Consider the following 12,805-nt stretch of genomic DNA (forward strand, 5'->3'; position numbering starts at 1 on the left):
CCGTTACGTTATTTTAGCAACTCTAAACAATACAGACGCAGGATTTTTTCTGCGCCTGTACTAGTATATCATGTTTTTTATTTTTTCTGCATGTATGTTCTACCGTTGTTAATTTGCTTTTTCGTTTAATTCTTTTTCAAGTGCTGCAATCTTACTATCAAACGTGCTACGATAGTACGAGCTATTCACTTTGTATTCAAGATTCTCGATGTACTGCTCCATCTCATCGAATTTAGAGAATGGCTTCTCCGATGTATCTTCAACAACTCGATTAATTTGATGGTTTGCTTTTGCAATATTTTCACGGCCCATTAACTCCATACGACGCAAGTGCATATCCTTTAAGCGATGTTTCATATCCTCGTATTTTTGCTCAAGTGTGTCAAGCTGTTCAATCGCTTCTTCCCTTGAAGCTTTCATACGTTCAGCGCGTGCTTGATACTCCTCATACTCTTTCAACGCAAATTCATGCATTGCTTGTTCCTCTGCTTTTTCAGCGATTGCCGACTGCTTTAGACGTTTGTCAGCTAATTCTTGAGCCTTCAAATATTCGCGTGAAAATTCTTCTTTTAATTTATACTGACGGTCAATAAGCTTTCGAACTTTTTCTTTCTCTTGCTCACTTTGACGCAAGTATTGATTTAATGCAGCAATCGGATTTTTTTGTTCCTTTTTATCCATCATTGTATGAAGATCAGCTGAAATCGAATCTTTAATGCGTGTAAAAATGTTAGTTGACATAAAAATCTCTCCTTTTTTACTTTTGATTATTAAAATAGTGGTGGTTTCTAATTTGTTATGACATTTGCTTTACTTATTTAATTCGGCCCATTGCCTCTCAAAATTTGTAAATGGATCATCATCCTCTACAACATGAACAACTGGGTCTTCTTCTTTATTCCAGTTTTTATAAATAAGGTAAAGTACGTACGCTGCAGCTACTCCCATTACAGCATACAGATTAGAGAACGTAATACTTAATACAAGCAATCCAACTAATGCCCAGCCGACTTTTGCTAGTGTTGAATCAGTTTTTACGAATTTCTTAAAACAGACGTATAGCAACCAAGCGCTAAGTGCTAAGAGCACCATTGGTCCAATGTTTGCCATTAATATGAACAGGGCAATTAACCCTCCAATAAACAACATAAATTTTTTCATTTCGTTTGCCTCCTTTCTTTATCTTGATTCCATCTTACCGGTTTAGGAGACTTTCGATAATGAGCCTGAGAAATATTTTGGACTAGGTCTCGGGGCTTATTGTGGAGTGCGCCTTTAGGTGTGAACGTTCGTAGTGTTGATAGCTGTTGCCGTTGCTGGGGGCATTGTGATTAGGGATGGTGCTTTTTTAGACGGGGTTGGTGTCTTAGAGACGAGGGATGGTGCTTATTATAGTCTGATTTGGTGTCTTAGCGATGAAAGGTGGTGCTATGGCAGACGGGGTGGTGTCTTAGCGATGAAAGATGGTACTTTTTAGAGGTTTTAAAACAACGTGGTGCGGAAACTGGCCGGAGTGATAATAGGAAGAGAAAAAGGAAATGGAATATTTCTCTACTTCCTTTTTCTCTTCCTATTAATAAGCCAGATAATAAATAAAATCGTCCCAATAATGATTAGAGTGAAAGCGAAATCAGAATAGATATTCATGAATCCAATTATTTTTTGCCAGTTTGCCCCAAGGACTGAGCCTAATGTGATAAGAATAACATTCCAGAGGATTGTGCCGATTGTTGTAAAAAGGAGGAATAGCCAAAAATTCATTCTGGCCATGCCAGCTGGAATCGAGATCAAGCTTCGAACAATTGGTGCCATTCTACAGAATAAGACGGTCCAATAACCATACTTGTCAAACCATGCGTCCGCCTTGCGAATATCTTCCTTTTTTAGTCGCAGAATATGTCCCCAGCGATTTATTATTTTTTCTAATCGTTCTGCATCGAGCAGCATACCAATACTATATAAGATCATTGCACCTATAACCGAACCTGCTGTTGCAGCAACGACGACACCAAATACTGTTAAATCAGTATATGTCGTCAGAAACCCACCGAATGGTAATACAATTTCTGATGGAATCGGAGGAAAAACGTTCTCTAAAACCATCATTAGATAAACTCCCAAATATCCAAGTTTTTCCATGATATCCGTAACCCAATTTTCCATTATAACCACCACCTTCAAGTACATATGCTTGTCCATTAATATGTATTGTTGGAGATCGCTTTTTATGCTTATTTCATTAAGAACAAAAAAAGAACCCTCTCTGAAAAAGGTTCTTTTACTATTTCATATAATTTTTAGCTTTGTGCTGATTTCGTATTACGTCGCATACTTCGCATGACAAAGCTCACAACTAAAATGAGCACAATTGCTCCAATCAAGGCCGGGACAATATAGAACCCTCCCATTACTGGACCCCATTGGCCGAGTATGAGTGTTCCGAGCCATGCACCAATAATACCAGCGATAATATTTCCAAAAACTCCTCCAGGAATGTCACGCCCGGTTATTAGACTGGCTATCCAACCTAAAATTCCTCCAATGATTAATGACCAAATAAATCCCATTTACTACTCCTCCTTCATATTTATTGCAGGAGTAGTTTAACCAACTTTTTCAGTATCATACAAAATCAAAACAGCTCTGCTAATAACTCATATGACCTCTTCCTTGCTTCATAGCTATGGGTAATAGTAACAATCATTAGTTCATCGACATCATAACGCTGTTGCAGATTCTTAAGCTCTTCTTTTACATGCTGTGGATTTCCAATAATTTGATTCTGTTTCAGTTTATCAATCATCTGAATTTCTTCATTCGTATACTGATATTGTTCTATTTCTTCTATGGAAGGTACACCGTTCTTACCCTCACCTTTTGCTTGCAACACTTTCCAATGCAAATTACTTTGAGCAATTTTTTCTGCCTCTTCTGTTGTTTCAGCACAAACGACGGTAACCGTTACAATAGCTTTGGCTTTATTTGTTGTACTATTATCGAAATAGCTTTTAACGATCGCAGGGCCATCCGCATCACTCATAAAGTGGCCAAACACATAAGGCAACCCTTTTTCAGCTGCTAGATATGCGCTTTTTTCACTCGTTCCTAACAACCATGGAATTGGTGCTGATTCCGGAATTGGTGTGGCAGCAATTTTTGCAAACATATTTTCTTCAGGAAAATCACAATTGATAAAATGAAGCAATTCATCCAAAAGCTTAGGCATGTTTTTCACTTTCTCCAAGAAGTTACCAGCTAAAGCAATTGAAACCTCAGCCGATCCGCCTGGCGCTCTGCCAATTCCTAAATCTATCCGACCAGGGAATAAAGTTGCTAACATATGATATCTTTCTGCCACATTATATGGTTTATAATTCGGCAATAAGACAGCACCAGAGCCTAAACGAATTCTTTCAGTTTGCGATCCAATTATTCCAAGCAAAATATCTGGAGCTGGACTCGCTAATCCATCAAGATCATGATGCTCTGCTACCCAATATCGCTTATATCCTAAGCGGTCTGCAAGCTGAGCGAGTTCAATAGAAGCGTCTAATGCTTCCTTCGCAGTATGCCCCTTTGCAATTGGTGCTTGATCCAAAATACTAAGCTTCATTCTTATCACCCTCTTCCTTTTGATTCATTTCATCCACAAGCTTTTCCGCTGCTTTTCTGTAAAAATTACTCATATTTGTAAGTGTAGCCACAAGTAGTACTTGTTCCAAATACGGCTCATCATTATCATTCACTTCAGCAACTTCTGTTTCAACCTCATTCATATGTTCGAGTAGGTCTTTTTCAAACATGGCATGGTTTACATTCATTAATTCCAAATAACTACTGTATAATCGTTGTAAATCAAAGGACTCGTCCGTTATTTTCGTATTCAGCCTTTCAAGTGTCAGCTTTACATCATTGATTGATAATGCACCCTTCATTTGATATATCATGCTTATCAACATTAAATGTTCCTTCGAATACCTCTTGTTTTTAATTGGAAAAAACAATTTCCCTTTTGCATAATTATTTATCATTGTTTTTGTAAGTACTTTTTCATCATCATTCCGCTTTTGACCTACAAACTTCTTCTCAAATAGTTGAATTACCTGATCCATATAAAGATCTAAATCTGGGATATCCTCAATAGATAACTGGTTATCTAAATGGAGTGTTTCCATCCATTCATGTTTATGTTTCATTGTAACAACCTCATTTATATATAGTATGTTCATTATAAAGCGAAATTTTCTCGAAGTAAACATTGACTACATCATATAATACGTTTATTATGTACATATAGTTTTTAAAACTACTTATCATTATAGGGGTGTTAATATGAATAATTACATTCGGGAACCGATCAATGGATTTACACATTTATTCGGGGCAATTTTATCAATCGCGGGACTTGTTGCATTGATAATGAAGGCTCTAGATACAACAGAATCAGCGCTTGCAATAACCGCTGTCATTATTTTTGGAATTAGCATGATCCTGCTATATGCTGCATCTGCTACATATCATATGGTTATAGCAAGGGATCGAATCATCGCATTTTTACGACGGGTCGATCATTCGATGATATTTGTACTCATAGCTGGAACGTATACGCCGTTTTGTTTAATCAGTTTAAATGGTGTAACTGGCTGGATTTTATTCGGTGTCATCAGCGGACTTGCGATTGCAGGGGTTATTTTTAAACTAGTTTGGTTTCATGCACCGAGGTGGTTATCAACTGCACTCTATGTCATCATGGGCTGGATTGTAGTGTTTTTCAGTGGATCACTTGCACCGATTATCGGAACGAACGGGATGTTCTTCCTTATTCTTGGTGGTCTACTATATACAATTGGAGCCGTTATTTATTGGCTGAAGCCCGCATTTTTAAGCTTTAAACATGTCGGTTTCCATGAAATTTTTCATATTTTCATCTTGCTCGGCACCCTATTTCATTTTATATGCATTTATGGGTACGTATTATAAAACATATATTTGAAGGACTATTTCATTTTTTTGAGATAGTCCTTTTTGAAATGTTAATTTATTCTAAAGTTTTCTAGACCCTTGTTTAAGAGGCAATTATAGCATCATTAAAACGTAAGATTAATAAATTGGAAGCAATCAGGCCAGTTAAAGGAATAAAAGTATAACCTTTTAGCAATCGAGAAGAAATTAGTTGCTTTTATTGTGGTAAAATTAAAAAGATTAAGGGAATGACTATAAGGAGGGTTTTATCATGGCGAATAAATCAAGTAATAGGAGAATAGATTCTGCTTCAAAAGTAATTATGGCATCTCCACAAACTATTTATCAGGCGTTTTTGAACCCAGAATCATTGGTTTCGTGGCTTCCACCGAAAGGAATGTCGGGTCATATTGACATGTTTGATCCCCGTGAAGGCGGAACTTATAAACTGATTCTTAAATACGAAATGGATCACTCAAACCCTGGAAAGACTACGGAAAACACTGACGTAGCCCAAGGGAAGTTTTTGGAGTTGGTTCCAGACAAACGAATTGTGCAATCAATAAAATTCGATTCCGAGGATCCATCATTCTCGGGCGAGATGATACAGAAGTGGCTCTTGGAACCTGTTTCAGAAGGCACAAAGGTTACTATTGTATGCGAAAACGTACCTGAAGGAATACGGAAGGAGGATCATGACACAGGTTTAGGATCCACGCTGGAGAATCTTGCTATCTTTACTGAATAACAAATTGTAATAATCATTTCTGATATCAATCTTAAGCAAATGAGCGCTTTAACGAATAACCCAAGCAAAAAATGAACAATATTTTTTATAAAAATTCTATGGATCGAAATATGTTGAGAGCCTTTTTCATTAGAAATAACTGAAAATGATGTAAATAGAGAAATAATCGACAGGCTCTTTGAAAGAGTGAAAAAGGAAGTCAAATTAAGAATAGCACAACTATAGATTCATATTAAAATAATAACAAACCATCATATGGTGGTTTGTGTAGACCTAAAATAAAGTCGCGACGTTTGTAAAAAAGATGCGAATTTTTGCCCCTTTGGATTTTGCATTATCCAAAGGGATTTTTATGGATACAATAAAATTAAGTATTATTCCATTAATGGGCCCAAATTGTGGAAGAAGTTTAAAAAGAAAAACAACACTTTTTATTAGACCTTTTATTCCCTTAGTTAATTTACTTTTTAACTTCATAATGCAATTCAATAAATTGATTAAATTTCTTAGTTCCTTTCAGAGAAAGGTCTAATTGTCGATTTCCTTCTTTAAATAAAGGGATCCCGTTACCTATTATAGTTGGTGCAATGGTTACAATGAATTCATCAACTAAATCTTTCTGCATAAAAGAATTTAGCAGTTCACCTCCACCGACCACCCAAATGTTATTGCCGTCTTTGTTTTTTAGCTTGTTCATGAAATTATTTACATCACCCTTAACAAATTTCACATTCTCGGTATCCTCATAAGAAGATCTCGTAAACACATAGCATTCCTTATTTTTATATGGGAACTCTTTAAAATCTTGCTTCATTACCCAATCGTAAGTTCTTTTTCCCATTAAAATTGTATCAACTGTTTCATAGAACTCTGCAAAGCCGTTATCTCCTTCACCTTCAACCTTGAATAGCCATTCAAGAGATTCATCTTTCGTAGCAATGTATCCATCCAAACTTGACGCTATGAACAATACCGTATTTCGTCTTTGATTCATGAAAACTCTCCTTTCATTACCTGTAAACTATATAATATAAACATGACATCTTTTGTCATGTTTATCAAAATAACTCGCAAATATTTCTTACTCAAGGCTCATATGGAGTAGAGAGAATTGAGAAAAGACAGGGACTGAAAAGTCTGCGTATACGATTTCAAACAACACATTGGAATTAGATGAAACCTCCCTATTCCGAACCGTGCAGACGGTTGTGTGAGATGTCGAAGGTTAGTTACCGCTTCCTGCTCGCTTCGATTATATAGAGACGGTTTTATCTTATTTTAGAAAGGGTAAAAAATAATAGGAGGTTGTTCAACATGAGACATATAGTTTTTTATGATGGAGAATGCCCTTTATGTTCAACTGTGAAGATAGCTGTTCAAAAATTAGACTGGTTTCGACGAATTCATTGGATACCGGTTCAAGTAGCTGAGGGGAGCTATAAATTCCATTTTTTAAAAAATCGGGATATATACGATAAGATTCAAATGCTTTCATCCAAAGGTCGTTTGTATGAAGGGTTTTATACTGTAAGGAAAATATTAACTGCTTTGCCATTAACCTTTCCTTTCAGCTTGTTATTTTATCTGCCATATATCGATAGACTCTTATCTCCGCTGTACATGTGGATTTCCAAAAATCGTTACGATTGGTTCGGACGTAAACCATTATAATCATATGCTAAAAGAATAATTTTAATAAATATCACTGACTAGATACAATTAAAGTTGATTATTAAGACGATGTATCATGAGCAAATTAGGTCCAAATGGTGGTACATCATTTTGTATCATGATTAGGAGGAGTAGTATGCTCAAACGCAAAAAACTTGGCAGGAGTAGCTAAAACGAGCGGAATAATTGTTGCCATGGTACTCACTTTTTTCTTACCATAGCAGTATCACCTAAACAAGCTTCTACTACCTGTAAAAGTGGTGAAATAGTGTATATTAGCTCTTTGGTCAAGAAATTATTAAATTACGAAAATGGAACTCTTTTAGAAGTCACTTGGAAGGATAGAACGAGTTATTTCTATACGTTAGAAACGTTTTATGATTCCGACAACGGCTTGGAGATGGAGGTCCCTGAATATAGGGAGTATCACGCAGCACTACTAAGACTGCATGAATCGAAAGATAATAACGGTTTTCTTAAAACAACTCTCGGAATTTGAAAAGGTGGGTAATAAAAACAATCCTTTTATTATTAAAAGGGGCACTGACAGGAGAAACTATCTGGAAGTCTTCTATGAAGTAAGTGCAAATAAATCCCACCTACTTCATGCAGGTGGGATTTCTCAACTATATTGTAATTAGATTTATTTAGAAAGGCGGTTTATTTAAAGTTAATAACCAATCATTTCTGATTGTACATAATGATATAACAAATTTTCCGTTTGAATAAGTGAACTTTCATGTGTTCGCTCAAAAGCATGGGATGAGTCTATTCCTGGTCCAATTAATCCGTGAATAATATCATGGCCTGCACGAATTGCTGCCGAAGCATCTGAACCATAGAATGGATAAATATCCAATTGATAGCCAATGTTATTAGCTTCAGCCAGTTCAACAAGGTGTTTTCGCAAACCATAATGGTATGGTCCTGTCGTATCTTTGACACAAATGGAAACAGTATACTCATCTGTTGACTGCCCATCTCCCATTGCTCCCATATCCACTGCTAAATATTCCACAGTTTCAGGAGTAATGTTGGAATTTCCACCATAACCAATCTCTTCATTATTGGAAATAAGAAAATGCGTTGTATACGGAAGTCTAATCTCTTCCGCTTTGATTCGTTTGATTAGCTGTAATAAAATACCTACACTCGCTTTATCATCTAAATGACGTGATTTAATAAACCCATTGTCAGTCAGCTGTACACGTGGATCAAAGGAAACAAAATCCCCAACCTCAATTCCAAGTGCCCGTACCTCTTCTGCATTTTCAACCTTTGCATCAATCCGCACTTCCATATTCGTCTGGTCACGTTTGGCGTCACCGGCATCTTTATATACATGAACAGAGGTCTGATGCATTAAAATTGTTCCGGTAATAACTTCCCCATTCGCTGTATGAATCTCACAATACTCTCCTTCAATCGAGTTATAGCGAAAACCACCAATCAAATCAAGACGAAGTCGGCCATCACTCTTTACTTCTTTTACCATTGCTCCTAATGTATCTACATGAGCAGTCAGCATGCGATGCTCATCCTTATTTGCACCAGGCAAGGTTGCGATTAAAGCTCCTTTTCGATTATGTTTCGTTTCTACATTTAAATCCTGTAAAAATTGTTCTACAAATTGAATCACTTGAAACGTATACCCAGACGGACTTGGAATTGATACTAATTGTCTAATTAGCTCCTTTGTTTCGCTAACATTCGGATATGGCGTCATCTGATCACCCTTTCTTATCGATATCCTAATTTTACAGTTAACATCACTGCCTGAACAGTAAATATGCTTCATTATTGATGGAATTAGTTCTTATCCTAGCCTCCTTTAGAATATGTGTATAAAAGGGATTTAATCAAGGAGGAGAAACAATGGGATATTATGTACAGGTCGAACCATCTGTTAACATTTATGTGGAGGATATCAATCCAACAAGTGAAAAAGTTATTCTGTTTGTGCATGGATGGCCAGCAAATCGCCGGTTATTTGAATATCAATTTAATGTTTTTCCTGGTATGGGCTATCGCTGTATCGGAATTGATATAAGAGGTTTTGGTCAATCCGATAAACCATGGGAAGGTTATTCTTATGATCGTCTTGCAGATGATATTCGCGTTATTGTTGACACACTCGGTTTAAAACATTTTACACTTGCCGGTCATTCAGTTGGTGGTGCAATCGTTATTCGATATATGGGCAGACATCGTGGATATGGTGTAGATAAGCTTGCTCTATTCGCTGCAGCAGCACCTAGCTTCATCCAGCGACCAGGATTTCCATATGGCTTACAAGCTAATGAAGTAAATCAGCTTATCCAACAAACGTACGATAATCGTCCACAAATGCTAGCAGATTTAACGAACATGTTTTTCTACAGAGCGCTGACACCAGCTTTTAAGGAATGGTTTTTCCAATTAGGAATTGTGGCAAGTGGTTATTCCACAGCTAATATTTTAGTCACATTGAGAGATGAAGTACTCTTTGCTGATGTGGAAAGCATTCAAGCACCTACTCTTATTTTCCAGGGAATACATGATCAAATTTGCCTTCCCCAGCTTGCGTCCGTCCTGCATCAACAAATACAGTACTCCAAGCTTATCTGGTTTGAACATAGTGGACACGGATTATTTTGGGAGGAACAAGAAAAATTTAATCGAGAACTATTAACATTTTTAACGGCGTAAAAATAACCTAGCATGTGACCGTATCCTGAATCACATGCTAGGTATTTGTTTAACTTTTACGCAGAAGTTTAAAATTCTTACTTCAGATTCCTTAAAATAAACTCTCCAGCAACAGAAAGACACCTGTAAATAACAATAGAATGTATGTAAATAGCCTAAAAACCTTTTGATTTATCCATTTAAAAAGTAGCTGCCCTAGGAATAATCCTAAAATCACAAACGGAACCGCATATAAACTCGATTCCCAAATAACTTTATTTGTACCCGTAAAGATGATTTGCGTAATAAGACTGACAAGATAAATAAAAAGATAAAATCCTAAAGTCGTTGCCCGCAGCTTTGCTTTTTCCGTATCTGTTCCAGTAAAATATAACAACAATGGCGGTCCAGGCATTCCAACACTTGTTGTTAACCCTCCAGATATCCCGCCAACAATGAAATCTCTGGTTGGAGTTGGTTTTACTTTGAAGTTTAGCATTAACAATACAGTTAATAGCAGAATAAGGATACTGATTCCCAGCTTGAAAACGTTCATATCTTCAATCGTTATAATTAGGATAACACCAACGGGGATACCAGCTAAGCTTCCTAGCGTAAATCGCTTTACAATCTTAAAATCAATATCTTTTCTTATTTTATAGACTAATGCAATTGAAATAATTAAAGATAAAATAATATTTATCTGAATTGCTTCTTGAGGCAAAAATAACATGAGCAAGAATGGTGTAGCCATTATTGAAAAGCCGAACCCAGTGCTCGTTTGAAGAATAGAAGCAACTAAAATAATTGTGATAAATAAAAATATCGTTCCCAAAATAGACACCCTCTGCCTGTGTGATGTTGTGTATTATTCATCATAGCATTGTTCACCTATTTTTTGTTCTTCATCTGACAACTTTTAGCGGAAGAGCACAAAGGATATACGCTGATTAACATTCTACTTAGAGCAGACTTTTACGATGGATTTTAAAAAGGACCTAACCTTTGAAAAGCCACCTGACATGTATCAGATGGCCTAAAACAAATTATTATTCAACTAAAAGCGGATAATACCCTTCCTCATTATGTGTTTCTGTTCCGACTAATGGCGGGTTGAACACACAAACCAATCGCATTTGTGTACGTGCACGAAGACGATGCTTATCATTATCATTCAACAAATACATTGTTCCAGGCTTAATTTGGAAAACATCTCCAGTTACCACTTTTTCAATTTCCCCTTCACCTTCAATGCAATAAACTGCTTCAATATGATTTTTATACCAGAAAAAGTTATCCGTACCAGCTTTAATAATGGTATCGTTCATGCTAAAGCCAACGCCATCCTTTTTCAAAATAAATCGACGGCTCGACCAGTTTTCACTGAAAGTTTCATCCTCTGTTCCAATAATTTCCTCTAATGATTTAACGATCATAGCGCATTCCCCTTTCTTATCCCTCATTATTTGTTCAAGACATAGTTAATACTGTCATCTAATAGCTGAAATCCCTTTTCTAATCCCACTTTGTCAATAATAAGCGGTGGCAGGAATTTAACGACTTCATCTTCAGGACCGGAAGTTTCTACAATTAAGCCACGCTGAAATGCTTCTGCACAAATTTCAGTTGCTAGACCCTCTTCCTCTACTGCAATTCCCTGCATCAATCCTCTGCCCCTTGCTTCTCCATTCAGTTCAGGATATTTTTCAATTATAGTACTTACAGCAGTCTTTAGAATTTCTGCTTTTTCCTGAACTTCTTTTTCGAAGTCATTATTTTTCCAATAGCTTAATGCTTCCGTCGCTGCAATAAACGCTAAATTATTTCCACGGAAAGTACCATTGTGCTCACCCGGACCCCATTTGTCATGTTCCGGTTTGATTAATGTAATTGCCATTGGCAGACCAAAACCACCGATCGATTTGGAAAGACAAACAACATCCGGTTCAATACCAGCTGGTTCAAAGCTAAAGAAAGTACCCGTACGTCCATTTCCTGCCTGCACATCATCTACAATTAATAAAATGTCCCAGCGTTTACACAGTTCCTCTATCTTTTGTAACCATTCGATTCGCGCAGCATTAATGCCACCTTCTCCCTGTACCGTTTCCAATATAATAGCAGCTGGCAATGCCACACCACTTCCACTATCCTCTAAAAACCGTTCCAAATAGGCGGTGGAATCATGATTTTCCACATAATTATCAAACGGCATAGATACCGAATGATGGAGTGGCACACCTGCACCATGGCGTTTAAAGGAATTACCTGTCACAGAAAGAGAACCAATCGTCATTCCGTGAAAAGCATTTGTGAAGCTTATAACTGTCTCACGTCCTGTTACCTTTCTAGCAATTTTCAAAGCACTTTCTACTGTATTTGTTCCAGTTGGACCCGGAAACATAATTTTATAGTCAAGCTTACGTGGTGTAAGAATAATTTCTTTAAAGTTTTCAAGGAATTCTTTTCTTGGAGTTGTACCCATGTCGAGGCTATGTATAATGCCATCATTTTGGATATATTCAATCACTTTTTGCTGCATCGTATCATCATTATGGCCATAATTCATTGTTCCTGCACCGGCAAAAAAATCAATATACTCCTTGCCATCTGTATCCCAAAGTTTATAGCCCTTTGCTTTATTAAAAACTGTCGGCCAGCCTCTGCTATAGCTTCTTACAGCAGACTCTAATTCCTCAAATGTTTTCATTTTCGCATCATTTAATACAGCTGTAGTCACCAAATCATCCTTTATCT

General features: G+C 36.8%; 16 protein-coding genes. 5 read left to right on the forward strand and 11 right to left on the reverse strand.

What is annotated here, in order from left to right; all coding sequences use genetic code 11:
* Window positions 1-108: 108 nt before the first annotated feature.
* Entirely contained in the window at window positions 109-741 is a 633-nt protein-coding gene (locus NYE61_RS06005) for a PspA/IM30 family protein (protein WP_095309377.1), read from the reverse strand.
* Window positions 742-810: 69 nt separating this feature from the next.
* Window positions 811-1,161, reverse strand: coding sequence for a flagellar basal body rod protein (locus NYE61_RS06010; RefSeq protein WP_339317084.1), 351 nt, complete (start codon window positions 1,159-1,161; stop codon window positions 811-813).
* Window positions 1,162-1,294: 133 nt separating this feature from the next.
* Here NYE61_RS06010 and NYE61_RS06015 point away from each other — a divergent pair, with 133 nt between their 5' ends.
* The gene (locus tag NYE61_RS06015) at window positions 1,295-1,477 is read left to right on the forward strand and encodes a hypothetical protein (RefSeq protein ID WP_118888772.1); all 183 of its coding nucleotides are present in this window, start codon (window positions 1,295-1,297) and stop codon (window positions 1,475-1,477) included.
* Between the two features lie 74 nt (window positions 1,478-1,551).
* Here NYE61_RS06015 and NYE61_RS06020 read toward each other — a convergent pair whose 3' ends face one another.
* The 4 genes from NYE61_RS06020 to NYE61_RS06035 form a co-directional block, all read right to left on the reverse strand.
* Window positions 1,552-2,163 (reverse strand): DedA family protein, encoded by a 612-nt coding sequence (locus NYE61_RS06020; protein WP_339317086.1) that lies wholly within the window; start codon window positions 2,161-2,163, stop codon window positions 1,552-1,554.
* A 134-nt stretch (window positions 2,164-2,297) separates the two neighbouring features.
* A complete protein-coding gene (locus NYE61_RS06025; protein ID WP_095309385.1) occupies window positions 2,298-2,567 on the reverse strand; it encodes a GlsB/YeaQ/YmgE family stress response membrane protein in 270 nt (89 codons plus the stop codon).
* Between the two features lie 65 nt (window positions 2,568-2,632).
* Complete coding sequence (locus NYE61_RS06030; protein ID WP_118888771.1) at window positions 2,633-3,613, reverse strand: LLM class flavin-dependent oxidoreductase; 981 nt, start codon at window positions 3,611-3,613, stop codon at window positions 2,633-2,635.
* The gene (locus tag NYE61_RS06035; protein ID WP_095309389.1) at window positions 3,603-4,196 is read right to left on the reverse strand and encodes a DUF1836 domain-containing protein; all 594 of its coding nucleotides are present in this window, start codon (window positions 4,194-4,196) and stop codon (window positions 3,603-3,605) included. The genes NYE61_RS06030 and NYE61_RS06035 overlap by 11 nt, the downstream gene beginning before the upstream one ends.
* A gap of 136 nt (window positions 4,197-4,332) precedes the next feature.
* Here NYE61_RS06035 and NYE61_RS06040 point away from each other — a divergent pair, with 136 nt between their 5' ends.
* Together NYE61_RS06040 and NYE61_RS06045 are read left to right on the forward strand one after the other, a co-directional pair.
* Window positions 4,333-4,980 (forward strand): hemolysin III family protein, encoded by a 648-nt coding sequence (locus NYE61_RS06040; RefSeq protein WP_095309391.1) that lies wholly within the window; start codon window positions 4,333-4,335, stop codon window positions 4,978-4,980.
* A 253-nt stretch (window positions 4,981-5,233) separates the two neighbouring features.
* Entirely contained in the window at window positions 5,234-5,710 is a 477-nt protein-coding gene (locus NYE61_RS06045; protein WP_095309392.1) for an SRPBCC domain-containing protein, read from the forward strand.
* A gap of 460 nt (window positions 5,711-6,170) precedes the next feature.
* On the opposite strand, the gene NYE61_RS06050 is transcribed toward NYE61_RS06045, so the two are convergent.
* Complete coding sequence (locus NYE61_RS06050; protein ID WP_339317089.1) at window positions 6,171-6,704, reverse strand: dihydrofolate reductase family protein; 534 nt, start codon at window positions 6,702-6,704, stop codon at window positions 6,171-6,173.
* Between the two features lie 320 nt (window positions 6,705-7,024).
* On the opposite strand from NYE61_RS06050, the gene NYE61_RS06055 reads away from it, so the two are divergent.
* Window positions 7,025-7,381, forward strand: a complete 357-nt coding sequence (locus NYE61_RS06055) for a DUF393 domain-containing protein (protein WP_095309399.1) — start codon at window positions 7,025-7,027, stop codon at window positions 7,379-7,381.
* Between the two features lie 670 nt (window positions 7,382-8,051).
* Here the strand turns inward: NYE61_RS06055 and NYE61_RS06060 are convergent.
* Window positions 8,052-9,107 (reverse strand): M42 family metallopeptidase, encoded by a 1,056-nt coding sequence (locus tag NYE61_RS06060; RefSeq protein ID WP_339317469.1) that lies wholly within the window; start codon window positions 9,105-9,107, stop codon window positions 8,052-8,054.
* 149 nt (window positions 9,108-9,256) lie between these two features.
* Here NYE61_RS06060 and NYE61_RS06065 point away from each other — a divergent pair, with 149 nt between their 5' ends.
* On the forward strand, window positions 9,257-10,069 hold the full coding sequence (locus tag NYE61_RS06065) for an alpha/beta hydrolase (protein ID WP_339317091.1): 813 nt from the start codon (window positions 9,257-9,259) through the stop codon (window positions 10,067-10,069).
* A 91-nt stretch (window positions 10,070-10,160) separates the two neighbouring features.
* On the opposite strand, the gene NYE61_RS06070 is transcribed toward NYE61_RS06065, so the two are convergent.
* From NYE61_RS06070 to ectB, 3 genes are all read right to left on the reverse strand, one after another.
* Window positions 10,161-10,883, reverse strand: coding sequence for a sulfite exporter TauE/SafE family protein (locus tag NYE61_RS06070; protein WP_339317093.1), 723 nt, complete (start codon window positions 10,881-10,883; stop codon window positions 10,161-10,163).
* 214 nt (window positions 10,884-11,097) lie between these two features.
* Window positions 11,098-11,484, reverse strand: a complete 387-nt coding sequence (locus NYE61_RS06075; protein ID WP_339317095.1) for an ectoine synthase — start codon at window positions 11,482-11,484, stop codon at window positions 11,098-11,100.
* Between the two features lie 26 nt (window positions 11,485-11,510).
* Window positions 11,511-12,758: a diaminobutyrate--2-oxoglutarate transaminase gene (ectB, locus tag NYE61_RS06080; protein WP_303448033.1), complete on the reverse strand. Its 1,248-nt coding sequence runs from the start codon at window positions 12,756-12,758 to the stop codon at window positions 11,511-11,513.
* Between the last annotated feature and the right edge of the window lie 47 nt (window positions 12,759-12,805).

It is taken from the genome of Oceanobacillus sp. FSL W7-1304 (assembly GCF_037969805.1).
Taxonomy (GTDB): Bacteria; Bacillota; Bacilli; order Bacillales; family Amphibacillaceae; genus Oceanobacillus; species Oceanobacillus profundus.